At 63.7% G+C, this 22,181-nt stretch carries 16 protein-coding genes and 1 pseudogene; 12 read left to right on the top strand and 5 right to left on the bottom strand.

What is annotated here, in order from left to right; all coding sequences use genetic code 11:
* Positions 1 to 63 precede the first annotated feature (63 nt).
* From ACNJYA_RS29255 to ACNJYA_RS29240, 4 genes and pseudogenes are all read left to right on the top strand, one after another.
* Positions 64 to 3,393, top strand: a complete 3,330-nt coding sequence (locus ACNJYA_RS29255; protein WP_439364078.1) for an adenylate/guanylate cyclase domain-containing protein — start codon at positions 64 to 66, stop codon at positions 3,391 to 3,393.
* A gap of 241 nt (positions 3,394 to 3,634) precedes the next feature.
* Positions 3,635 to 4,915, top strand: a complete 1,281-nt coding sequence (locus ACNJYA_RS29250; RefSeq protein WP_257187566.1) for an HlyD family efflux transporter periplasmic adaptor subunit — start codon at positions 3,635 to 3,637, stop codon at positions 4,913 to 4,915.
* Between the two features lie 12 nt (positions 4,916 to 4,927).
* Positions 4,928 to 7,111 carry a glycosyltransferase gene (locus ACNJYA_RS29245; RefSeq protein ID WP_439401129.1) on the top strand — a complete coding sequence of 728 codons (2,184 nt, stop codon included), beginning with the start codon at positions 4,928 to 4,930 and terminating at the stop codon, positions 7,109 to 7,111.
* A gap of 171 nt (positions 7,112 to 7,282) precedes the next feature.
* Positions 7,283 to 9,186, top strand: a pseudogene (locus ACNJYA_RS29240) (diguanylate cyclase domain-containing protein).
* Between the two features lie 31 nt (positions 9,187 to 9,217).
* Here ACNJYA_RS29240 and ACNJYA_RS29235 read toward each other — a convergent pair.
* Entirely contained in the window at positions 9,218 to 10,441 is a 1,224-nt protein-coding gene (locus ACNJYA_RS29235; protein ID WP_172786833.1) for a polyhydroxyalkanoate depolymerase, read from the bottom strand.
* Positions 10,442 to 10,596: 155 nt separating this feature from the next.
* Between ACNJYA_RS29235 and ACNJYA_RS29230 the strand changes: the two genes are divergently transcribed.
* On the top strand, positions 10,597 to 11,253 hold the full coding sequence (locus tag ACNJYA_RS29230; RefSeq protein ID WP_212254542.1) for a glutathione S-transferase family protein: 657 nt from the start codon (positions 10,597 to 10,599) through the stop codon (positions 11,251 to 11,253).
* A gap of 281 nt (positions 11,254 to 11,534) precedes the next feature.
* On the opposite strand, the gene ACNJYA_RS29225 is transcribed toward ACNJYA_RS29230, so the two are convergent.
* Positions 11,535 to 11,759 (bottom strand): hypothetical protein, encoded by a 225-nt coding sequence (locus tag ACNJYA_RS29225; protein ID WP_172786831.1) that lies wholly within the window; start codon positions 11,757 to 11,759, stop codon positions 11,535 to 11,537.
* A gap of 182 nt (positions 11,760 to 11,941) precedes the next feature.
* On the opposite strand from ACNJYA_RS29225, the gene ACNJYA_RS29220 reads away from it, so the two are divergent.
* Positions 11,942 to 12,298 (top strand): hypothetical protein, encoded by a 357-nt coding sequence (locus ACNJYA_RS29220; RefSeq protein WP_439364076.1) that lies wholly within the window; start codon positions 11,942 to 11,944, stop codon positions 12,296 to 12,298.
* Between the two features lie 9 nt (positions 12,299 to 12,307).
* Here ACNJYA_RS29220 and ACNJYA_RS29215 read toward each other — a convergent pair whose 3' ends face one another.
* Positions 12,308 to 13,411, bottom strand: coding sequence for a mandelate racemase/muconate lactonizing enzyme family protein (locus ACNJYA_RS29215; protein WP_439364075.1), 1,104 nt, complete (start codon positions 13,409 to 13,411; stop codon positions 12,308 to 12,310).
* Positions 13,412 to 13,584: 173 nt separating this feature from the next.
* Between ACNJYA_RS29215 and ACNJYA_RS29210 the strand changes: the two genes are divergently transcribed.
* The 4 genes from ACNJYA_RS29210 to ACNJYA_RS29195 all read left to right on the top strand — a co-directional run bounded on the left by ACNJYA_RS29210 (position 13,585) and on the right by ACNJYA_RS29195 (position 17,915).
* The gene (locus ACNJYA_RS29210) at positions 13,585 to 14,418 is read left to right on the top strand and encodes an AraC family transcriptional regulator (protein ID WP_439401128.1); all 834 of its coding nucleotides are present in this window, start codon (positions 13,585 to 13,587) and stop codon (positions 14,416 to 14,418) included.
* Positions 14,419 to 14,554: 136 nt separating this feature from the next.
* Complete coding sequence (locus ACNJYA_RS29205) at positions 14,555 to 15,481, top strand: SMP-30/gluconolactonase/LRE family protein (protein WP_439401127.1); 927 nt, start codon at positions 14,555 to 14,557, stop codon at positions 15,479 to 15,481.
* A 177-nt stretch (positions 15,482 to 15,658) separates the two neighbouring features.
* The gene (locus ACNJYA_RS29200) at positions 15,659 to 16,252 is read left to right on the top strand and encodes a GNAT family N-acetyltransferase (RefSeq protein WP_172786826.1); all 594 of its coding nucleotides are present in this window, start codon (positions 15,659 to 15,661) and stop codon (positions 16,250 to 16,252) included.
* Between the two features lie 16 nt (positions 16,253 to 16,268).
* Positions 16,269 to 17,915 (top strand): GMC family oxidoreductase, encoded by a 1,647-nt coding sequence (locus ACNJYA_RS29195; RefSeq protein ID WP_439401126.1) that lies wholly within the window; start codon positions 16,269 to 16,271, stop codon positions 17,913 to 17,915.
* 1,032 nt (positions 17,916 to 18,947) lie between these two features.
* On the opposite strand, the gene ACNJYA_RS29190 is transcribed toward ACNJYA_RS29195, so the two are convergent.
* Both ACNJYA_RS29190 and ACNJYA_RS29185 read right to left on the bottom strand, forming a co-directional pair.
* Positions 18,948 to 19,790, bottom strand: a complete 843-nt coding sequence (locus ACNJYA_RS29190; RefSeq protein ID WP_172786789.1) for an AAA family ATPase — start codon at positions 19,788 to 19,790, stop codon at positions 18,948 to 18,950.
* A 105-nt stretch (positions 19,791 to 19,895) separates the two neighbouring features.
* Complete coding sequence (locus ACNJYA_RS29185) at positions 19,896 to 20,141, bottom strand: GlsB/YeaQ/YmgE family stress response membrane protein (protein ID WP_172786788.1); 246 nt, start codon at positions 20,139 to 20,141, stop codon at positions 19,896 to 19,898.
* Between the two features lie 288 nt (positions 20,142 to 20,429).
* Between ACNJYA_RS29185 and ACNJYA_RS29180 the strand changes: the two genes are divergently transcribed.
* Positions 20,430 to 21,605: a vWA domain-containing protein gene (locus tag ACNJYA_RS29180; protein WP_260383638.1), complete on the top strand. Its 1,176-nt coding sequence runs from the start codon at positions 20,430 to 20,432 to the stop codon at positions 21,603 to 21,605.
* Positions 21,606 to 21,732: 127 nt separating this feature from the next.
* Positions 21,733 to 22,146 (top strand): rhodanese-like domain-containing protein, encoded by a 414-nt coding sequence (locus ACNJYA_RS29175; protein ID WP_028179894.1) that lies wholly within the window; start codon positions 21,733 to 21,735, stop codon positions 22,144 to 22,146.
* The last annotated feature ends 35 nt before the right edge of the window (positions 22,147 to 22,181 follow it).

The raw sequence follows: 22,181 nt of genomic DNA, 5'->3' as shown, positions 1-22,181 counted from the left end.
ATTGTCCCCGCGCGCCGTGGTCCAAAATTCTGCTAACCGCCAACCACACGATCGGTGGAGCCAATGCAGATTGCGGAGTGGCTCGATAAGCTGGGGCTTGCGCAATACGCGCAGCGCTTCGCCCAAAATGGGATCGACATAGGCGTCCTTCCCGAACTGATGGACGAGGACTTCGAGAAGCTCGGAGTCCTGCTCGGCCATCGCCGCAAAATGCTCCGTGCTATCGCTGACCTCGATCCGGCCGCGTTGATCGCATCTCCCGCTCGTCCCCAGGACGCCGAGCGGCGTCACCTCACCGTCATGTTCTGCGATCTGGTCGGCTCGACTGCGCTCTCGGCGCGTCTCGATCCCGAGGACATGTGGGAGGTGATCCGCGCCTATCGCGCTGCCTGCGCGAGCGTGGTTGGTGCTTATGATGGCAGGATCGCCAGATTCGTCGGTGACGGAATACTGGTCTATTTCGGCTATCCGCGCGCCCACGAAGACGATGCCGAGCGCGCGGTGCGCGCCGGCCTCGACATGATCGCCGCGATACGCCAGCTCAAGACGGGGACTGACGAACGAGCCGAACTGCGGATCGCAATTGCGACCGGACTTGTGGTGGTCGGCGACCTCATCAGCGGAGATGCGTCGGAGGAGCACGCAACCATCGGCGACACGCCAAACCTCGCCGCCCGGCTCCAGAGCCTGGCGGAGCCGGGGGTCGTCGTCGTTGCTTCATCGACGCGCCGGCTGCTTGGCGATCTCTTCTCCCTGCGCAATCTCGGCCGCCGGGAGGTCAAGGGAATGGCAGACCCCATCGCAGTCTGGGCGGTGGAAGGAGCAACCGCATCCGAGAGTCGCTTCGAGGCAGTCCGTGCCGCGCGCTCGATCGGCTTTGTCGGTCGCAAGAACGAGATCGAATTCATCCTCTCGCGCCAGCGGGAGGCATGGCTGGGCCGGGGCCAGATCGTGTTGATTTCCGGCGAAGCGGGCATTGGCAAGTCGCGTATTGTGGCAACGCTGTCGGAAAGCCCCTCGTTGGGAACGCACCGTCGCGTGCGATATCAGTGTTCGCCTTACCACACCAACAGTGCGCTTCATCCCTTTGTTGCGCAGCTCGAGCGCGCCGCCGGAATTCGCTCGCACGACACGCCGGATCAAAAGCTCGACAAGCTCGAGGCAATGCTGGCGATAGGAACCCAGCAGGTCGCCCGGGCAACACCGCTGATTGCGGCGCTGCTTTCGATTCCGACCGGCGACCATTGCCCGCCCCTCGGCTTGAGCCCGGCGCAGCAGCGGCGCCAGACATTTGCCGCCCTTCTGGATCAGCTTGAGGGACTGGCGCGAGACCAGCCGCTGCTGATCATCTGCGAGGATATGCATTGGGCCGATGCGACGACACTTGAGCTGTTCGATCTCGCGGTCGATCGGATCAGAGGACTGCCGATCCTCGTGCTCCTGACGTCCCGGCCGGAGTTCGAGCCCTCCTGGTCGGGCCTTGCCAACGTCAGTCTGTTGCGGCTCGACCGGCTCGATCGGCAGGACACGCGCGCGCTCGTCGAGCAGATTGTCGTCGGTCGCCAGCTGCCACGCGAGATGATGGAGCAGATCATCGACAAGACCGATGGCATTCCGTTATTCGTCGAGGAATTGACCAAGATGGTGCTGGAGTCCGGGCTGCTCGTCGAGGATGCCGGGCGCTACCGCCTGAACTGTCCGCTGCCGCCGCTTGCTATCCCTGCGACGCTGCAGGATTCGCTGATGGCGCGGCTCGACCGGCTCGCTCCGGTCAAGGAGGTGGCTCAGATAGGCGCCGCCATTGGCCGCGACTTCTCGTACGCGCTGTTGAAAACCGTGGCGGGACGCGACGATCTGACGCTGGGCGCGGCGCTGGGACAACTCGAAGAGGCCGAACTGCTGCTGCGTCGTGGGACGCCGCCCGAAGCAAATTACAGTTTCAAGCACGCTCTTGTTCAGGAAGCGGCCTACGAGAGTCTGCTTAGGAGCAAACGGCAGGTGCTTCACACACGGATTGGCGATGTCCTGCGCGAGAAGTTTCCAGTTGTCGCCGAGACCGAGCCGGAAGTCCTGGCGCACCACTTCACCGAGGCGGGGCTGAGCGAGATCGCACTCGAGTGGTGGCGCAAGGCGGGCCAGCAGGCGTTGAAACGCTCGGCCTATTCCGAGGCGATCGCGCATCTCGGCAAGGCCATCGCGATCGCCGATCAATTGCCTGACGAACCCCGCCGGATGATGAGCAGGCTGCATCTTCAAATCGCATATGGCCGTGCCTTGCGGGGCAGCCTCGGCCACAGCGCTCCGGAAACGGTCGCGGCATGGACGCGCGCGCGACAATTCGCGGCTGGTATCGATGATCCCGTTGAACTTGCGCCGGTCCATTCCGGCCTCTTCAATGCCTGCCTGACGCATGGCGAACTTGCTCCGATGCGGGAGCTGGCAGATGCCATCAGAAACGCCGCTGAGCGACGGCCGGACTCGCCGGTGGCCGCCGTCGTGGCCCATTGGACCGGCGGCGTGACGTGCTGGTTCGCCGGCGAGTATTCGAATGCGCGTACGCATCTTGAGCGGGCGCTGGCGATCTATCGGGCCGAACCGGATCCCGCGACTTTCAGGGCTTCGGCGCTGGATCTTCCGTTCGTCATCATGCGATTTCTCGCCCTGGTGCTCTGGCCGCTCGGCGACATCGCTCGTGCGCGCAGGCTCGCCGCGGAAGCGGTGGGTACTCCGGGAGAAAAACGGGCGCTGTCCCAGGCCAATGCGCTGGTTCATCGCGCCGTGTTCGACGGAGTATGCGGGGGCATGTTGCAGCAGACAGAGACGATCCTGGCGCTCGGTCTCGCGCGCGACCATACGATGCCGTTGTACGTGGCCGCCGGCACCTACCTGAATGGCCTCGCCAAGTGGCGTGCCGGCGATCGAATGGCCGGACTGGCGGACATGCGTCACGGCTGGACCTTCCTGCACGAGAACGATTGCTACCTCTGCGAACCGTTCTGGGGGATGCATGTCGCCCTGGCGATTGCAGATGTCGGCGAAGTCGAGACCGGGCTGGAAATCCTGGACGAATTGATCGCCGGGACGGGACAATCCGGCCAGCATTGGCTTGACGCCGAGCTGCACCGTGTCCGCGGTAAACTCTTGTCACGCGAAAACCCTTCGGACGAATCCAGTGCCGAAGACGCCCTCAAGCGAGCGCTGGACATCGCACGACATCAGCAGACCAGGACTTTCGAGCTGCGCAGCGCCCTTGAACTTGCACGCCTGTACAAGACAAATGGCCGAGCGGGTGCGCTATCCGAAGTGCTCGCGCCCGTGCTCGCTCAATTCGAGGCGGAGCATGGTCTTCCCGAATTCGCGGAAGCGAAAGCGCTGCTTAGGAATGGTCGTTAGCCGCGCCGTCATTCGATCGGTACAAGCGCCGCGCCGACTTGAAGCCAGAATAGGTCGGCTTCTTGTTATCGATCCCGAGCCGTAGTTCTCCGGTTTTGACACGTCTTAACCTGTTGTGGTGAAAGCTAGATATGCTTCTCTTGGTTGCGGGGAGGAGTCTGCTGCTGCGGCGGCCACGCGGCGATTGGCTTGCCTTCGCAGGGGCAGGCGGAGCGACCAAAGCCCATTTGGAGATCCAGTCGTGGTTCGCTTGCATGTCGAACGTTTCATTCGCAGCCGGATCGCTCGGCGGTCCCTGGCACTCGGGATCATCGCTCTCAGCGGATGGGCCCTGCTGCCGTATGTGACTTACCGAATCGCCCCCTCCGCCTATGTCAATGCCGAGCTCATGCGGGTGACTGCACCGATGGCGGGTCAGCTCTCGTCAGATCTTCCACGCAAGGGTGAATATTTCGAGCACAACCGGATGGTGCCGCTGGTCGAGGCGCGTTCGCCGGATCGCCGCCACCTCATGGACCTTGATCAGCAGCTGGCCATGTCCACCAAACGCGCCGAGCTCGCACGCCGGCAACTCGAGGAAATCGCCGAGCTCGATCGCAAGCTCCGCGAGCGAAGCGAGGACTATCGTTCGGGGATGTTAGCGCGCCTGAGCCACGAGATAAGTGAAACGGAAGTTGAAAAAGGCGGCTGTCTCGCTGAGGCGCGGCAGCGCAACGATGTCGCGGGCCGGATGGAGAGGCTCGTGAAGCTCGGCATCAGTTCGCAGATCCGCTCCGGTGAGGCCCAGGCCTCACAGGAGGCAACCGCAACGCGGTGCCAGATGGCCGGTGAACGCCTGCAGCGCCTCAAGACGGAATTGGGGGCGGCCGAGAAGGGCATTTATCTTCGTGGCGATGCCAACGACGTGCCCTATTCCCAGCAGCAGCGCGAGCGGCTTGTCCTCCGCCGCCAGGAGCTCGAGACCGACCTGTTGCAAAACAGCTCACGTGCCGCGCAGTTGGCCGCGGAAATTGCAGAGGAACGCACTCGACTTGATCGTCTCGATCACTACGATCTGTCCTTGCCCGCAGCCCATGTGGTCTGGTCGGTCGCGGCCAGCCCGGGCTCGATGGTCACGGAAGGGCAGTCGGTCTTCGATTTCGCAGATTGCAAACGCCGGTTTATCGTCGTTGAACTACCCGAGCGCGATTTCGAGAAGATCAAGGCCGGAGATGCGGCTACCGTCCGCCTGATTGGGAGTCGCGAATGGAAGAGCGGCCAGATCCGGCAGGTCCGCGGATCGGCCGCGTACGGCGATGATCGGCTGCTTGCGGCTCGGGTGCCGCGGCCTGATCCGGGCAACATTACAATTGAGATATCGCTTCCGCCCAATGAGACGTCGGCCGACCGCAACGGCTCCTGCGATATCGGACGGTTGGCTGAGGTGCGCTTCGAGCGCAGAACCGACGGCCTGCTGCGATTGGTCGGCTCGAAGTTGAAATGGCTGACCGCTCGCCTGGAGCTCGACCAATCGCCCCTGTGAGCGAGATGTTCCATGCAAGCCATGACTCTGCCTCTCTCTCAGCTGTTCGCGCCGATGCTGGGCATCTTTGCTGCGATGTATCTGTTGGCGCCGACCTTCCCAGTCGCGCGCTCTTGGGCGCGTCTTGCGGTCTTTGTCGTGGTGTGGCTTGTGGTGGCCCGCTATCTCGAATGGCGTATTTTCACCACCGTGCTGCCGGCAAGCGGGACCTGGTATCAGGTCGGCTGGATCTGGTTCTGTCTGTTCGTCGAGCTTCTGACTTTCACAGATCAGTTCATTCTTTATCTGACGTTCCTTCGCAGGACCGATCGCCGAAGCGAAGCAGATCAGCACGAGCGTCGGCTTCGCAGCCTGCCGGATGATGAGCTGCCCTCGGTCGACGTCTTTATTCCGACCTATGACGAGCCATTCGAGGTGCTGGAAAAGACGATCACCGGCGCGCTGTGCCTGGACTATCCGAACCTCCAGGTCTGGGTCTTGGATGATGGTCGCAGGCCTTGGCTCAGGGCGCTCTGCACGCAAAAGGGCGCCGGCTATCTCACACGCGCCGACAATTTGAATGCCAAGGCCGGCAATATCAATCATGCCCTGACCAAGACGAGTGGCGAGTTCTTCGCGATCTTTGATGCGGACTTCGTGCCGCAGCGCAATTTCCTGATGCGCACGATGGGCTTCTTCGCTGATCCAAAGGTCGGAATCGTTCAGATCCCGCACGCCTTCTACAATGAGGACCCGATGCAGGCGAATCTCGGCCTGCACAGGGGACTGCCGGATGAACAACGGTTCTTCTTCGATTCCATCATGCCCGCGCGCGACGGCTGGGATGGTGCCTTTTGTTGCGGTTCCAACTCCGTCACGCGTCGCGCAGCACTCCGCGCGGTAGGCGATGCCTTGCCGACCCAGTCCATTACGGAAGACATCCTGCTGACGCTCGTCCTGCTGCGCAAGGGATACGTCACCCGCTATCTCTGCGAACCGCTGGCGATTGGGCTGGCGCCGGAAAGCCTTGATGCCTTTTTCGTGCAGCGGCAACGCTGGGCGCGTGGCGCGATCCAGACGCTGTACCTCGCCGCCGGCCCGCTCGGCCCCGGACTGGGCTTGATGCATCGGCTCCTCTTCTTTCCGACGCATTGGCTCTCATTGGGCTTGCGGGCGCTCATGGTCGTGGTGGTTCCGATCGTGTTCATGTGGACCGGCTTGGCGCCTGTCGTCGATGTCACCCCCGAATCGGTGTTCTACTACTTGTTCCCCGCGATTCTGGCGCTCAACGGCGGCATCTCCTGGTTCGCGCCGCACGTGCATTTTCCGCTCGCCGCTCAGGTGTCGGCGACGATCCAGAGCTTCAAGATACTGCCGACGGTGCTGGGGACTCTCGTCAAGCCGGCGGGACATGCGTTCAAGGTGACGCCGAAGGGCGCTGCCGCGCGGCGCGCAACTTACGCTGCGGAGATATTCTGGCCGTCGGCGGTCCTGATGGCGTTGACGGTTGTCGGTGTGGTTCTGAACACGATTCCGGAATGGCGCATCATCGATCATCCGGCGGCTCTACCGATGGTCGCCTTCTGGTCGGTCGTGAACATCGTCGTGCTTTTCTTCGTCTGCATGACCTCGCTGCAGGCGCGGATGGGGCGTACCGAGGAGCGTTTCGACATCGACGAAACTATCTCGATCCAGACCGGGACCGGCGAGCAGCTTTCTGGACGCGTGAGCAACATCTCCCTCTCTGGCGCCGGCGTTCTGCTTGGCTCCGGCATTGACTGTCCTCGCGCCGGAGAACCGCTGCGCGTGCACATCATGCAGGTGGGATGGATCGATGCGGTGATTGCGCAACAAAGGGGCCGGCTCATCGGGGTGCAGTTCAAATTGCCGCAGTCGCTGGAACGAGACCTGCTGATCCGCAAGCTCTTTACCGTCGCCCGTCTGAAGCGGAACGGTGTCATCGCGTGCTCGGTGAATAGGGCGATGCTTAAGAACATCTGGTCGATGGCCGCGCCGTTGCCCCACATTGTTGCAGGCGGCGCGAAGCCCGCGTCGGTCTCGCCGACCGAGCGTCTGCCGGCAGAGAGCATGGTCATTCGGCCTCAACCCCGGACAGACGATTTTGCACATCTTGCCGGAGCTCGAAGCCTGCATCCGACGAGTTTCACTGAACCTGGCTTTGGCCGGGTGGCCGGCACAGTGCTCGAGGCGAGTTGATTGCTGTGTTGTCCTTCTCGTCGGACCAGTCCATGGGCTATCGATCGACGGTCAAGCCGCTCATCGATGCCGTCAGTCTCCTTCCGGTGCTCCGCCAAAAATCACAATCGGAACGAGCAACCATCCTTCAGCCCAAGGCGTTTACGGGGTTGAGGGTGCAGGGAGCATCTCTTGATCGATCACCGCAGCGATCTTCGGAAAGGGCGTCTGACGCTCTGGGCCTCCGCATTCGTGGCGGTCGCTTGCTTGGCGATTGTCGCGCTCAGCGGCTGGCGGGAGTGGTCCTCGCGACAGACGCTGCTGAAGGGCTCCGAAACAGACATGGCCAATCTGGCCCGGTCGGTGACGCAACACGCGGACGATACGTTCGAGCTCGCGGACACCGTTCTCAATGTGTTGGTCGGCCAACTCGAACTCGAGGGAACCAGCCCGGCGGCGATCGCCAAGATTCAGACCTTTCTTTCCCGGCGCAAAGCCGCGAACCGGATTCGCGCTGTGTTCGTCTATGACGAGACCGGCCGCTGGCTCGCAACCAGCGAGCCCGTGGATTTCGCCGGCCTCAACAACAGCGACCGCGAGTATTTCCAGCATCATCGCGCCGTGGCTGAGCGAGGAACCTTCATTGGGGGGCCAGTGAGGAGCAGGTCGGGGGGCAATGGATCATCACAGCGTCAAGGCGCTTCGATCATCCTGACGGCAGTTTTGCCGGAGTGGCTCTTACCACGATCGATGTCGACTATTTTTTACAGTTCTATCGCGGATTCGACGTCGGCCAGAACGGCTCAATTGCACTGGCGACCGCGAAAGGCGTTGTCCTCGCGCGTAGCCCGGACAACGGATATACGGGCCGCGATCTGTCGAATGCACCGCTTTTTAGGAATTTCCGCGAGCGGCCAACTGCGGACGTCTACTACTTCACGTCGCCTCTCGACGGCGTTCGGCGTCTGAGCTTTTATCAACTAAGCAGTCGCTACCCCGTTGTCGTGGTTGCGACGGAATCGGAAGACGACGTCTTGGCCCCCTGGCGCAGAGCGGCGCTGACGCGCGTGGCTGCGGTGCTGGGACTGATAGGAGGGCTCGCTGTTGCGGGGGGTTTGCTGGTGCGCCAGTTGCACATGCGGCAGAAGATGGCCGCTGCTCTGATCGCCAAGGAGGCGGATTTTCGTCTCCTCGCGGAGCAGTCGGGAGACATGGTCATGCGCATAGCGGTCGATGGACGGATTCTCTATACGTCGCCGTCCAGCGCGCGAGTTCTCGGCTGGGCTCCGAACGAATTGGTGGATACGTCGGCCCTCGCCGGCATAAATCCGGCGGATCTGGCGCGGGTTGAGGAGACGATCTCCGCGTTGATGAACGGTGAAGCCGAGGAGGCAAGAATCACTTATCGCACTCGGCATCGCGAGAAAGGCGAGGTCTGGATCGAAACCGCGCTGCGCGTCGCCAGGAGTGCGCAGAGTGGAGACATCAACGGCGTGGTGGCGATCTCGCGCGACATGACCGAACGTAAGGACCTGGAAGATAAGCTGGCGGCTCTCGCCAGTTCGGATGGCCTGACGGCCTTGGCAAACCGCAGACACTTCGACGAGCGGCTAGAGGCGGAATGGGACCGGGCCAGGCGCGAAGGAAGGCCTCTGTCACTTTTGCTGATGGACGTCGATCATTTCAAGAGTTTCAATGATCAGTACGGGCATCAGGCGGGCGATGCATGTCTCCGCTCGGTGGCCGAGGTCCTGGCGGAGCAGGCCAGGCGGCCGGCAGACTTGGCCGCTCGGTATGGTGGTGAGGAATTCGCCTTGCTGCTACCAAATACCGACACGGGAGGGTGCGAGCAGGTCGGCGAGCGAATCCGGCAAGCGATTCAGGACCTCGGCATCCTGCACGCGCTCAATCCGCCATCCAAGCAGGTCACCCTCAGTATTGGTGGCGCCACACATATGTCGTTCGGCGATAAGGCTGATTGCACGTCGTTGATAGCGGCTGCGGATAAGGCGCTCTACGCCGCCAAGGAGAGCGGGCGCAACCGCCTTGTGATGTCAGGGCAAGTCATCGCGTGGCCCGGCGCGATACGAGCTTGAAGAGCAGCTCTAGTGCGCGGCGGCGTGACCCTCACGAATTGACGTGCACGAAATCGCGCAGCAGCGGATAGATCTCGTTGTTCCAGCGCTTGCCGGAGAACACGCCGTAATGGCCGACGCCGGCCTGCATGTGGTGGACGCGGCGATAGGCGCGCACGCCGGTGCAGAGGTCCTGGGCGGCCAGCGTCTGCCCGATCGAGCAGATGTCGTCCTTCTCGCCTTCGACCGTCATCAGGCCCATGCGGCTGACGGCTTTGGTGTTCACGGGACGGCCGCGATGCATCAGCTTGCCTTGCGGCAGGAGATGCTCCTGGAACACGTCGCGCACGGTCTCGATGTAGAACTCGGCCGGCAGGTCCATCACGGCGAAATATTCGTCGTAGAACGTCTTGATCGTCGCGGCCTTCTCCTTCTCGCCCTTGGCAATGTGGTTGGCGAGATCCATGTGCTGCTTGATATGGCGCTCGAGATTCATCGAGACGAAGGCCGTGAGCTGCACGAAGCCGGGATAGACCTTGCGCAAGGCGCCGCGGCATTGCACCGGCACGTAGTTGATCAGATTGCGCTCGAACCATTCGATCGGCTTGCTCTTGGCGAACTCGTTGACCCTGGTCGGCTGGATCCTTGTGTCGATCGGGCCGGCCATCAGCGTCAGCGTCGCCGGGCGCGAGGGATGGTTGTCCTCGCACATGATCGCGGCGGCCGCGAGCGCGGAGACGGACGGCTGGCAGATCGCCACCATGTGCGGGCGCGGCCCGAGCTGTCCGAGGAAGTCGATCAGGTGCTCGGTATAGTCGTCGAGCCCGAAACGGCCCTCGCTGCGCGGGATGTCGCGCGGATTGTGCCAGTCGGTGATGTAGACGTCGTGGTCCTGCAGCAGCGTCTTCACCGTGCCGCGCAGCAGCGTCGCGAAGTGTCCGGACATCGGCGCCACCAGCAGCATGCGCGGCTGCTCGCCGACGCCTTCTTTCCTGAAATGCAGCAGCGAGCCGAACGGGGTCGCGTAGGCGATCTCCTCTCTGACCGCGACCTCGCGGTTGCCCACCATGACGCTGTCGATGCCGTAGGCGGGACGGTCATAGGTGAGGGTGGAGCGCGAGATCAGCTCCAGCGCGGCCGATACCCGGCCGACCACCTGGTCCGATAGGCCCTGAGGCACCAGATGGAGGAATTTGAGCGCGGACGAAGCCCCCGCGCGCCAAGGCGCGGTCAGGTCCATGTGGTTCTGAAAAGCCTGATAGTACATCGACATCATACTGAATCGCCCACCCCGTCCCGTGCTGCTATGCAATAAGGACGCCAGACGGCGATCGGGCCTCGCGTAAAACTGGCACGTCGCTTGCTGTTCATGCCGTGGAAGCAGAGGCCACGGGCAGGCCGGGCCGATGTCGGGACCAGGGAAAGGGTCATATGGCGAAGGCGACACTGACCATCAGCAGCAAGAATTACTCGTCCTGGTCGCTGCGTGGCTGGCTGCTGACGAAATTCTCCGGGCTCGATTTCGAGGAGATCGTCACCGCGCCGGACGATCCGTCGGCGCGGGCCGAGATCCTGCTGCTGTCGTCCTCGATCCTGGTGCCGTGCCTGCGGCACGAGGGCGCCGTGGTCTGGGACACGCTGGCCATTGCCGAATATCTCAACGAGGTGATGCCGGACGCCGGCCTGTTGCCGGCCGACCGCATCCAGCGCGCCCATTGCCGCTCGATCTCAGGCGAAATCCATTCCGGTTTCACCACGCTGCGCGCCTCGCTGCCGGTCAACCTGAAGGGACACTTTCCCGGCTTCAAGATCTGGTCGCGGGCGCAGGCCGACATCGACCGGGTCTGGTTCATCTGGCGCGACTGCCTGGAGAAATCGGGCGGCCCCTTCCTGTTCGGCGACAAGCGCACCATGGCGGACGCGATGTACGCCCCTGTCGTGACGCGCTTCGTGACCTATGACGTCAAGCTCGCGCCGCCGCTGAAGGCCTATGCCGACACCATCATGGCAATGCCCGAGATGCAGGAATGGATCGCGGCGGCCAAGGAGGAGCCGGCCGAGATCGAGGAGCTCGAGGTCGAATATTAGGCAGGTGTCGCACGGCCTTGCCTGTTTCGGCGGCGAGGCACCGTCCGCTGCGACCGCAGCGCTATGTCTTTGCAACAATTAACCTTTGGTGCCGGTGAGAGGCGTCTGCGATCCTGCCGGCTGCGCAGATATTGTGCGCGCCTGTCGGACCCGCCGCGAGATCTAGCCGTGAACAGATGCGTACAGGGCGCTTCGGCTGATTCGGACGTGATTCGTTCGGGCCGCGTTCCGAAGGTTAAAGCGGAGCGCGGCTCCGTCGCATTTTGAAACAGAGAACGCCTTCAGGCGGCCCCGCGCTGCTTCACGCGCGGCAGGCGCCAGCCGATCACGGTTGCTTCCACCGCAATCCCGGCCTCCTGGTTTTGCCAGCGTCCCTCGACATAGCGGCAGGCGAACGGCAGTTGATACGTCCCGCTGTGATCCTCGCACAGCACTTCGAGTGGCAGGCCCGGCGGTGGTTCTCCGGCGCCGTCGAATTCCGCCAAACGTCTATCGCGCGTTGCCATTCTAATATTCTCCCCTAAACAAAGCCGCGGACAGAACGCCCACTTCTTCCGCGCGCGGATCATCGTTCCCGTCCAGGGAACGGACACAAGCTCAACGCGAGAATGCGGTGCCAGTGTGGTAGCCTCACGCGGCTGCGCACAAACAGCGCACATTGATGTGATCGACTGACCGAGGAACTTTCATGCTGCTTCGAAACGCCGGCATTTGTTTCGCGATATTGCTGCTCGCAGCGCTGGCGCCTCTGCCGGTGCTCGCGCAGGACGTGCCCGGCATCGAGATTTGCACGGTCGAGAAGACCATGGAGCGCCGCACCAGCTGCCTGCAGAGCAATGTCGACTTCCTGCAGAAGACGATCACCAAGCTCACCATCGACCATCAGCAGAAGCTGGATGCCGCGGGTCGTCAGATCGATGCGTTGAAGACCGCCGTCGCCGGCCTGCAGAAGACGCTTCTCGATCTCCAGGCCGCGCAGGCGAAGACTGCCGAGGATCTGAAGAAGAAACAGGACGCGCCGCCGGCGAAGGACGCTGCGAAATAACCGCGCTGGTCACATCACGCGATAGCGCTCCATCACGCCACGATCGGGCTCGTACCCTAGCCCGGGACCCGAGGGCACCGCGACGTGGCCGGTCGCATCGACATCGGCGCGGCCGCCCCAGAGGCAGGCTTCGCGTTTCAGATAGAACATCTCGACCAGCCCGTCGTCGCGCGTCGCGAGCAGATGCAGCGTCGCCAGCAGGCCCGGGCCAAAGTAAGGCGAGTGCGGCACGATCTTGATGCCGGACCGATCGGCCAGCGCCGCGACCTTCAGGAATTCCGTGATGCCGCCGACCTTGGTCACCGAGGGCTGGGCGTGGCTGACCGCGCCTGCCTCCATCATCTGGCGGAATTGATATTCGGTGCAGGCATTCTCGCCGGCGGCAATTCCGAGCCCGCTCTTGCTGCGCACCTCGGCTAGCGTGGCAAAGTCTTCCGGCGGCCAGACCGGCTCTTCCAGAAACATCGGCTGTGCGTCGCGGCATGTCGTCGCGAAGGCGATCGCCTGCTCGCCCGTCAGCGGGCAGTTCATGTCGACCATCAGCGGAATGTTGGGGCCGATCGCCGCGCGCGCGGCGAGCACCGCAGGGGTCGTGGTCTCGTGCAGCTTGATCGCGCCATAGCCGAGCGCGAGCGCCTTCCTGCATTCGGCGGCGATGTTGTCGGGCGAGCCGATCCGGAGCAGGCTCGCGTAAGCCGGAATCGCCGTGCGCCTCATCTCGCCCAGCAGGCGATGCAGCGGCACGCCGGCGACCTTCGCGGCCAGGTCCCACAACGCGATATCGAGCCCGGAGATCGCGAACATGGTGATGCCGTAGCGGCCGAACAGATGCAGGTTGCGCTGGATCTGTTCCATCACTGCGGCAATGCCGGCCGCATCGGGCACCTTCAGCCCGCGGGCCTGCGGCGCGATCATCTCCTCGACCGCGCTGCGGGTCGTGCGCGGGCAGACATAGGCGAAGGCATCGCCCCAGCCGGTCAGTCCGGCATCGGTCGTGACTTCGACGAGGACCATGTCGAGGGCCGTGATGGCGGAAGCGCCCTGACGGAAGCTCGCGACACCGGAATCATAGGGGATGCGGATATGGTGCGCCCGCACATCGGTGATTTCCATGACGCGGGTTCCTCTTTCTGGTGAGCGGTTTCGACGAGTGTAGCCACGAACACGGGGGCGTTGCCAGTGGCCGTTGGCCGGCTATCCTCGTGCGAAGGACAGCAATGCCGATCAAGCAGGGCGATGCCGCGCGGCGCATCATCGCCGCGCTTCGAACGAGGGCCTGAACCGCCATGAATCCAGCCCAGCGTGCGCTCTGGTACATCGAGAGCCATCTGGCCGAGCCGCTGACGCTCGACGAGATCGCTGCGATCTCGGGCGTGTCGCGGTTCCACATCGTGCGTGCGTTTGCCGCAGCAGTCGGTCTGCCGGTGATGCGCTACGTGCGCGCGCGGCGGCTGACGGAGGCGGCGCGCTGCCTGGCAAAGGGCGCACCCGACATCCTGTCACTGGCGCTGGAGGCGGATTACGGCTCGCACGAAGCTTTCACCCGCGCGTTCCGCGACCAGTTCGGCACCACGCCCGAAGCGGTGAGGGCGGCAGCGTGCGTCAACCAGCTCAGGCTACAGGAGCCGATCCTCATGGATTCCACCATGCTCGACCATCTTGTCCCACCGCGCTTCGAGACGGCAAAGGCCTTCCTCGTCGCCGGTCCCGCCGAGCGCATCGCCTGCGACAACGGCGCCATGATCCCCGGTTTATGGCAGCGCTTCAATCGGGAGGTCGGCGACATTCCCGCGCCCATCGGTCAAGTCGCCTATGGCGTCTGCTGCAACGGCGATGATGCCGGCAATTTCGATTACATCGCCGGCGTCGAGGTCGCCGATTTCTCCGACCTGCCGCGCCGCTTCGGTCGCATCCGCATTCCGGAGCAGCGCTATGCGGTGTTCACGCACAAAGACCACGTCGCCTCGATCCGGCGCACCGTCAACATGATCTGGAATCAATGGCTGCCAACGTCTGGCCTGACAGCCGCGGACGCGCCGAACTTCGAGCGCTATGACGAGAAATTCGATCCCGCCACCGGCAACGGCGGCTTCGAAATCTGGATACCGGTCAAAGAATAACACGCAACGCTGGCATACCGTCCCGCTTGCTTGGCAAGCCCCAGTGACTTTGCCATAACGGCAGGCAAATCTTGCCTGCGGGGGCCCGTGCCGGACATCCCGTGCAAGCCATAACAAGCAGCCGGGAGGGTCTCCAATGTCCAACGTCCGCGTTCTCGCCACCGACCTCGAATTTCCCGAAGGGCCGGTCGTGATGCCGGACGGTTCGGTGGTGCTGGTGGAGATCCGCGGCCAGCGCCTGACGCGCATTTATCCCGACGGTCGCAAGGACATCGTGGCGAAAATTCCCGGCGGTCCGAATGGCGCCGCGCTCGGGCCCGACGGCAAGATCTACATCTGCAACAATGGCGGCTTCTCCTGGATTCCGGCCGGCAAGATGATCATGCCGGGCCCGCAGCCGGACGATTATCTCGGCGGCGCGATCCAGCGCGTCGACCTGCAGTCCGGCAAGGTCGAGACCGTCGTGAGCAAATGCGGCGCGCACGATCTGCGCGGGCCGAACGACCTCGTCTTCGACAAGCACGGCGGCCTCTGGTTCTCCGATCTCGGCAAGCGCCGCGCGCGCGACATGGACGTCGGCGGCATGTATTACCTCAAGCCCGGCATGAGCGAGATCGTCGAAATCGTGCACGGCATATTGCCGGCCAACGGCATCGGCCTGTCGCCGGACGAGAGCACGGTCTACATCGCGGAGACGCCGACCGGGCGGCTCTGGGCCTATGAGCTCTCGGCGCCGGGCACGCTCAAGCCGCGCGATCCGATCTATCGCGGCGAGCGCGGCCAGCCGATCTGCGGCCTCGGCGGCTACCAGATGTTCGACTCGCTCGCGGTGGAAGCGAACGGTAATGTCTGCGTCGCCACGCTCGTCTCCGGCTGCATCTCGGTGGTCGCGCCCGACGGCACCCTGGTGGAACAGGTCCCGACCGGCGACCGCGTCACCACCAACATCGCCTTCGGCGGCCCCGAGCTCAAAACCGCCTACATCACGCTGTCGGGCAGGGGCGAGCTGATCGCGATGGACTGGCCGCGCGGCGGATTGCCGTTGAATTTTTTGAATAAGTGAGAATGTGTTGAGCCGGCATTCTGAACGTGCTGTACAAATTCCGCCGTCATTCCGGGATGCGTGCGCAAGCACGCAGGCCCGGAATCCATAACCCCGGCTCGTGGTATGGATTCCGGGCTCGCCGCTTCGCGTCGCCCCGGAATGACGACCAGTCGTTTTTCTTGGAGACAACCTCAAATGCCCTGGCCCGACCCCATCACCCTGCGCGGACAGCACGCCCGTCTCGAGCCGCTGTCGCATGATCATCGCGAGGGGCTGGTCGAGGCCGTCAAGGACGGCGAGCTGTCGAAGCTGTGGTACACGGCGATCCCGCTGCCGGAGAACATGGGCAAGGAGATCGACCGTCGCCTCGGCCTGCAGGCTGCCGGCTCGATGCTGCCCTTCACCGTGTTCGACGCCGGCGGCACCATCGTCGGCATGACCACCTACATGAACATCGATGCCACGAACCGCCGCGTCGAGATCGGCTCGACCTGGTATGGCAAGAGCGCGCAGCGCGGCCCGCTCAACACGCAGTGCAAGCTGCTGCTGCTGCGCCACGCCTTCGAGACGCTGAACTGCATCGCGGTCGAGTTCCGCACGCACTTCTTCAACCACCAGAGCCGCCGCGCCATCGAGCGCCTGGGCGCCAAGCAGGACGGCATCCTGCGCAGCCACCAGATCGCGCCGAACGGCACGTTGCGCGATACGGTCGTCTACAGCATTACCGCCGCCGAATGGCCGACGGTGCAGGCGCACCTGGAATTCCAACTCAACGACAAGCCGCGCTAGGGGCGGCCGAGGGACCATGGATAGATTTGATTATGTGATCGTCGGCGCGGGCTCCGCCGGTTGCGTGCTCACCAGCCGGCTCAGCGAAGATCCTGACGTCAGCGTCTGCGTGCTCGAGGCGGGCCCTTCCGACTGGCATCCCTACATCCATCTGCCGGCGGGCTTCATCAAGACCTTCCACATGAAGAGCATCAACTGGGCCTACCAGCAGGAGCCAGGGCCCTGGACCGGCGGGCGCAGCATCTACGCGCCGCGCGGCAAGACGCTCGGCGGCTCGTCCTCGATCAACGGCCACATCTACAATCGCGGCCAGCGCATGGATTTCGACACCTGGGCGCAGATGGGCAATCGCGGCTGGGGCTATGCCGACGTGCTGCCCTACTTCCGGCGCTTGGAGAAGCGGGTCGGCGAGGGCGAAGACACCTATCGCGGCCGCGACGGCAACCTCATCGTCACCACCATGAACTGGCGCGATCCGCTCTGCGAGGCCTTCATGGAAGGCGCGGTCTCGCTCGGCATTCCCCGCAACCCCGATTACAACGGCAAGACCCAGGAAGGCGTCTCCTACTGCCAGCGCACCATCAACAACGGCCTGCGCGTCTCCGGCGCGACCGCGTTCCTCAAGCCGGCGATGAAGCGGCCCAACGTGCATGTGCATACCCATGCACACGCGACCGAGATCATTTTTGAAGGCAAGCGCGCGGTCGGCGTGCGCTACATGAAGGGCGGGCGCGGCGGGCAGCCGGTCGAAGTGCGCGCCAACAAGGAAGTGATCCTGTCCGGCGGCACCTATAATTCGCCGCAGCTGCTTCAGCTTTCCGGCATCGGCTCGCCGGATCTGTTGCAGCAGCACGGTATTGCCGTGCGGCACGCGCTGCCGGTGGGCGAAGGCCTGCAGGACCATTACGCGCCACGGACGGTAGCGCGCGTAAAAGACATCAAGACCATCAACGAACTTCGCCGCGGCTGGCGGCTCTGGGTCGAGGCGATGAAATGGGCCACCGCGCGCCGCGGCCTGCTGTCGCTGTCGCCGACCATGGTCTATTGCTTCTGGCATTCCGGCGAGAGCGCCGAGAGCTCCGACCTGCAGCTCACCTTCACGCCGGCAAGCTACAAGGAAGGCGTGCAAGGCCAGCTCGAGGACGAGCCCGGCATGACCGTGGCGTCCTGGCAGCAGCGGCCCGAGAGCCGCGGCTATGTCCGCATCCGCTCCAGCGATCCGTTCGCGCCGCCGATCATCCAGACCAATTATCTCGACGCCGAGCTCGACCGCCGCGTCATCGTCGGCGGCATGAAGCTGGCGCGCCGCCTGCTGAAGAGTGCGCCGCTGTCGCCTTATTACGCCTACGAGGATTTCCCCGGCCCCAACGTCAACACCGACGACGAATTTTTGCACGCCGCCACCGAGCGCGGCACCACCACCTTCCACCCCGGCTGCACCTGCCGCATGGGTCCGGCGGATTCCACCTGGGCGGTGGTCGACGACCACCTTCGCGTCCACGGCCTCGAAGGCCTCCGCGTCATCGACGCCTCCGTCATGCCCCGCATGATCTCGGCCAACCTCAACGCCTCCACGATGATGATCGCCGACCGCGCCTCGGACCTGATCCGCGGCAAGCAGCCGATGGAAGCCGCAAGGATTCCGGAGACGGCGGTGGCGTGAGCAGCCGATCTGCGTAGGGTGGGCAAAGCGAAGCGTGCCCACGCTTCTGTTGCAATATTGTAGAGGTGGTGGGCACGGCGCAAGTGCGCCTTTGCCCACCCTACAAGCTACGGCTCGGCTGTGTCGCTGCCGCGTCAACCCCTGCACGCAAAAATATTCCACTTTACCGAAATTCGGAATTGCGGCATAGATCGAAACAGCCCGGCCCGACGAAGAGGGGCGGTTCGCGAGTCGTTCGAAACGCGGGCCGGGTTGCGATGGACGCGGCAGCGTCGACACGAAGGTGCGGGCAGGGCGGGTAGTCCCTGTGAGTCCGCGGCCACGTGCAGACGAACGGCGCCGAAGTCCGGCGAAGCCTCTTGGCGAAGCTGGATGAGCTGCGTACGGCAAAACCGTGTGGTCCTGGCCGTCGTTGCTACGGTCAAGCCTTCCGCGAAGGTGCGCGCGAGCCCAACCGGGCAGACGGCATCGTCAATTCGCGGGGCGAGGGAGGCCAGAAGGAATTCGGCTCCCGGGAGAGCGCGGCATAAGCCGTCCGACCATCGCGCAGGGAAGGCCGAGTGATCGGCGACACCTGTATGCTGCTGTGCGGTTTCTCTGCGTGTGCTTTTCGCGCAGCGGACCGCGGGTGCCCGTCGGCACCCGGTCTTCCCTGCGCCCTCTTTCTTTCGGGGCGATGGAATGAAGCAAAGCTCGGGCGAGATGAGCCGCGAGGCTGCGAAGGTGTGTCTGCGGCTACGCACGCGCTGTCATCGCCCGCGAAGGCGGGCGATCCAGTACTCCGAGAAGGTGCGCTAGAACCGAGAAGCCGCGGCGTACTGGATTCCCCGCCTTCGCGGGGAATGACAGTGGCATTTGGAGAATGACGCCGTTGCCCCTTGCCCGCACTCGTGCCCCGGACGCAGCGCAGATATCGTAAGGTGGGCAAAGCGAAGCGTGCCCACGATCGGCATCCATCACGGAGGAAGGGTGGGCACGGCGCTCTGCGCCTTTGCCCACCCTACGGCACCATGCGACGCGTTACGGCGTGCCTTACACTTCCCGCCGGCTCAAGAACGCCAGCCGCTCGAACAGATGCACGTCCTGCTCGTTCTTCAGCAGCGCGCCGTGCAGCGGCGGGATCAGTTTTCGCGGGTCGCGCTCGCGCAGCTGCTCGGCGCTCATGTCCTCGTTGAGCAGCAGCTTGAGCCAGTCGAGCAGCTCCGAGGTCGACGGCTTCTTCTTCAGGCCAGGCACCTCGCGCACCTCGAAGAAGATGCGCAACGCTTCCTCGACCAGGCGCTTCTTGATGCCGGGGAAGTGCACGTCGACGATGCGGCCCATCGTGTCGGCGTCGGGGAACTTGATGTAGTGGAAGAAGCAGCGGCGCAGGAACGCATCCGGCAGCTCCTTCTCGTTGTTGGACGTGATCATCATGATCGGGCGCTGCTTGGCCTTGATCGTCTCGCCGGTCTCGTAGACATGGAATTCCATGCGGTCGAGCTCGAGCAGCAGGTCGTTCGGGAATTCGATGTCGGCCTTGTCGATCTCGTCGATCAGGAGCACCGGGCGCTGCTCGCTGGTGAAGGCGTCCCACAGCTTGCCGCGCTTGATGTAGTTGCGGATGTCGGACACGCGCTCATCGCCGAGCTGGCTGTCGCGCAGGCGCGACACCGCGTCGTATTCGTAGAGTCCCTGCTGCGCCTTGGTGGTGGACTTGATGTGCCAGGTGAGAAGCGGCGCGTTCAGCGCCTTCGCCACTTCCTCCGCCAGCACGGTCTTGCCGGTGCCGGGCTCGCCCTTCACCAGGAGCGGGCGCTCCAGCACGATCGAAGCGTTGACGGCGACCTTGAGGTCATCGGTCGCAACATAGTCCTTGGTGCCGGTAAATTTCATCGCGCGTCCTTGTTGGTCGTCGTCCCGGGAATTGCCAATTGCATCGCCCCGGTCGCGACATGGGAACGGCCGCGCAGGGCGGCCGTTCCTGGTTCGGTCAGGCTTTCAGACCCGTCTTATCAGCGAAAGGATGACGAGCACAATCACTGCGCCGATCGTGGCGTCGACGATGGCGCCGATCGTGCCCGTTGCCAGCTGGATGTGCAGCTGTGGCAGCACCCAGCTCGCCACCAGCGCGCCGATGATGCCGACGACGATGTTGCCGACCAGCCCAAATCCCGCCCCGTGGACAATCTTGCCGGCCAGCCAGCCGGCGATGGCGCCGATGATCAGCGCCGCGACAATTCCCATTGCAAACGTCCCCCAAACAACCCCTTGAGGCCGGCAATTCTAGAGCAAAAAGCCTGCCGGTCCACGTTGAATCACCACGGTCGTGATCTTGCTTCACCTCTCCCCAGCGGGGAGAGGTCGATTTGCTCCCGGCGATGCGGAGCATCGTCCGGTGCAAATCGGGTGAGGGGGCGCCGGTCCCACGAGGAAGCGAAGCCCCTCACCCGGCACTGCGTGCCGACCTCTCCCGATGGGAGAGGTGAAGTGCCGCCCCTTGACGTCAGCCACCCGACGGGCAATCTGTCACCCATGTTCCTGCAATTCTTCACCTCTCTGCGCGATGCGCAGGTCCCCGTGACGCTGCGCGAATACCTCACGCTGATGGAGGCGCTCGACGCCGACCTTGCCGACTACACGGTCGAGAATTTCTATTACCTGTCGCGCGCCTCGCTGGTGAAGGACGAGCGCAACCTCGACAAGTTCGACCGCGTCTTCGGCACCGTCTTCAAGGGGCTGGAGAGCCTGCTCGACGCCATGGACAAGGCGGAGATCCCCGAGGAGTGGCTGAAGAAGCTGGCCGAGAAATACCTGACGGAAGAAGAGAAGAAGCAGATCGAGGCCATGGGCTGGGACAAGCTCATGGAGACGCTCAAGAAGCGCCTCGAGGAGCAGAAGGGCCGCCACCAGGGCGGCAGCAAATGGATCGGCACCGCCGGCACCTCGCCGTTCGGCGCGCACGGCTACAATCCCGAAGGCGTGCGCATCGGCCAGGAGAAGAACCGCAACAACCGCGCCGTGAAGGTGTGGGACAAGCGCGAATTCAAGGATCTCGACGGCAACGTCGAGCTCGGCATCCGCAACATCAAGGTGGCGCTGCGGCGCCTGCGCAAATTCGCGCGCACCGGCGCGCCCGACGAGCTCGATCTCGACACCACCATCCGCGAGACCGCCAATCACGGCTATCTCGACGTCCACATGCGCCCCGAGCGGCGCAATGCGGTGAAGCTGCTGGTGTTCTTCGACATCGGCGGCTCCATGGACGCGCATATCGAGCAGGTCGAGGAGCTGTTCTCGGCGGCGAAGAGCGAGTTCAAGCACATGGAGTATTTCTACTTCCACAACTGCCTCTATGAGGGCGTGTGGAAGCAGAACAAGCGCCGCTTCACCGACCGCACGCCGACCTGGGACGTGCTGCACAAATACCCGCACGACTACAAGGTCGTGTTCGTCGGCGACGCCTCGATGTCGCCTTACGAGATCATGGTGCCCGGCGGCTCGGTCGAGCACGTCAACGAGGAGCCCGGCTCGGTCTGGCTCGACCGCATCATCCGCACCTATCCGCACACGGTGTGGCTGAACCCGGTGCAGCAGAAGCACTGGGACTATTCGGAATCCACCACCATCATCAAACGCATCTTCGCCAATCGTATGTATCCGATCACGATCGAGGGGCTGGAGAGTGCGATGAAGGAATTGACGCACTGATTGCTGTCATTCCGGGGCGATGCGAAGCATCGAGCCCGGAATCCATCGGGCCGCAGCGCGTGTAGAGAAATGGATTCCGGGTTCGCGCTACGCGCGCCCCGGAATGACGAAAGAGAAGGGAACAGATATGCCCCAGACCATCACCCGCGGCATCAAGGCGCTGATCGACGAGGCCAATGCCGAGATCGAGACGCTCACCGCCAAGGACGCGATCGAGATCTCCAAGAACGGCGACGTCGTCATCGTCGACATCCGCGATCCCCGCGAGATCGAGCGCGACGGCCGCATCCCGGGCGCGTTCGCTTGCACCCGCGGCATGCTCGAATTCTGGATCGACCCGCAGAGCCCCTACGCCAAGCCGATCTTCCAGGAGGACAAGAAGTTCGTCTTCCACTGCGCCGGGGGCCTGCGCTCCGCGCTCGCGGCCAAGACCGCGCAGGACATGGGCCTCAAGCCCGTCGCCCACATCGCCGGTGGCTACGCCGCCTGGCGCGATGCCGGCGGGCCGACCGAGAAGTGGGAGCCGAAGAAGAAGGGGTGAGAAGTGCTGCGCCGTCGCGCCAATCTCCGCTGTCA

This window comes from Bradyrhizobium sp. BLXBL-01 (assembly GCF_051853025.1).
GTDB lineage: Bacteria > Pseudomonadota > Alphaproteobacteria > Rhizobiales > Xanthobacteraceae > Bradyrhizobium.
Note: the sequence above shows the minus strand (reverse complement) of the source record. Positions and strands in the feature narration are given on the sequence as shown.

Bases quoted from the DNA above. Each gene is read 5' to 3' on its own strand.
- ACNJYA_RS29225 (WP_172786831.1), bottom strand. From the start codon at position 11,759: ATGGCAACGCGCGATAGACGTTTGGCGGAATTCGACGGCGCCGGAGAA.
- ACNJYA_RS29185 (WP_172786788.1), bottom strand. From the start codon at position 20,141: ATGGGAATTGTCGCGGCGCTGATCATCGGCGCCATCGCCGGCTGGCTG.
- ACNJYA_RS29220 (WP_439364076.1), top strand. From the start codon at position 11,942: ATGCTGCTTCGAAACGCCGGCATTTGTTTCGCGATATTGCTGCTCGCA.
- ACNJYA_RS29180 (WP_260383638.1), top strand. From the start codon at position 20,430: ATGTTCCTGCAATTCTTCACCTCTCTGCGCGATGCGCAGGTCCCCGTG.
- ACNJYA_RS29205 (WP_439401127.1), top strand. From the start codon at position 14,555: ATGTCCAACGTCCGCGTTCTCGCCACCGACCTCGAATTTCCCGAAGGG.
- ACNJYA_RS29210 (WP_439401128.1), top strand. From the start codon at position 13,585: ATGAATCCAGCCCAGCGTGCGCTCTGGTACATCGAGAGCCATCTGGCC.
- ACNJYA_RS29245 (WP_439401129.1), top strand. From the start codon at position 4,928: ATGCAAGCCATGACTCTGCCTCTCTCTCAGCTGTTCGCGCCGATGCTG.
- ACNJYA_RS29175 (WP_028179894.1), top strand. From the start codon at position 21,733: ATGCCCCAGACCATCACCCGCGGCATCAAGGCGCTGATCGACGAGGCC.
- ACNJYA_RS29215 (WP_439364075.1), bottom strand. From the start codon at position 13,411: ATGGAAATCACCGATGTGCGGGCGCACCATATCCGCATCCCCTATGAT.
- ACNJYA_RS29235 (WP_172786833.1), bottom strand. From the start codon at position 10,441: ATGATGTCGATGTACTATCAGGCTTTTCAGAACCACATGGACCTGACC.
- ACNJYA_RS29230 (WP_212254542.1), top strand. From the start codon at position 10,597: ATGGCGAAGGCGACACTGACCATCAGCAGCAAGAATTACTCGTCCTGG.
- ACNJYA_RS29200 (WP_172786826.1), top strand. From the start codon at position 15,659: ATGCCCTGGCCCGACCCCATCACCCTGCGCGGACAGCACGCCCGTCTC.
- ACNJYA_RS29190 (WP_172786789.1), bottom strand. From the start codon at position 19,790: ATGAAATTTACCGGCACCAAGGACTATGTTGCGACCGATGACCTCAAG.
- ACNJYA_RS29255 (WP_439364078.1), top strand. From the start codon at position 64: ATGCAGATTGCGGAGTGGCTCGATAAGCTGGGGCTTGCGCAATACGCG.
- ACNJYA_RS29195 (WP_439401126.1), top strand. From the start codon at position 16,269: ATGGATAGATTTGATTATGTGATCGTCGGCGCGGGCTCCGCCGGTTGC.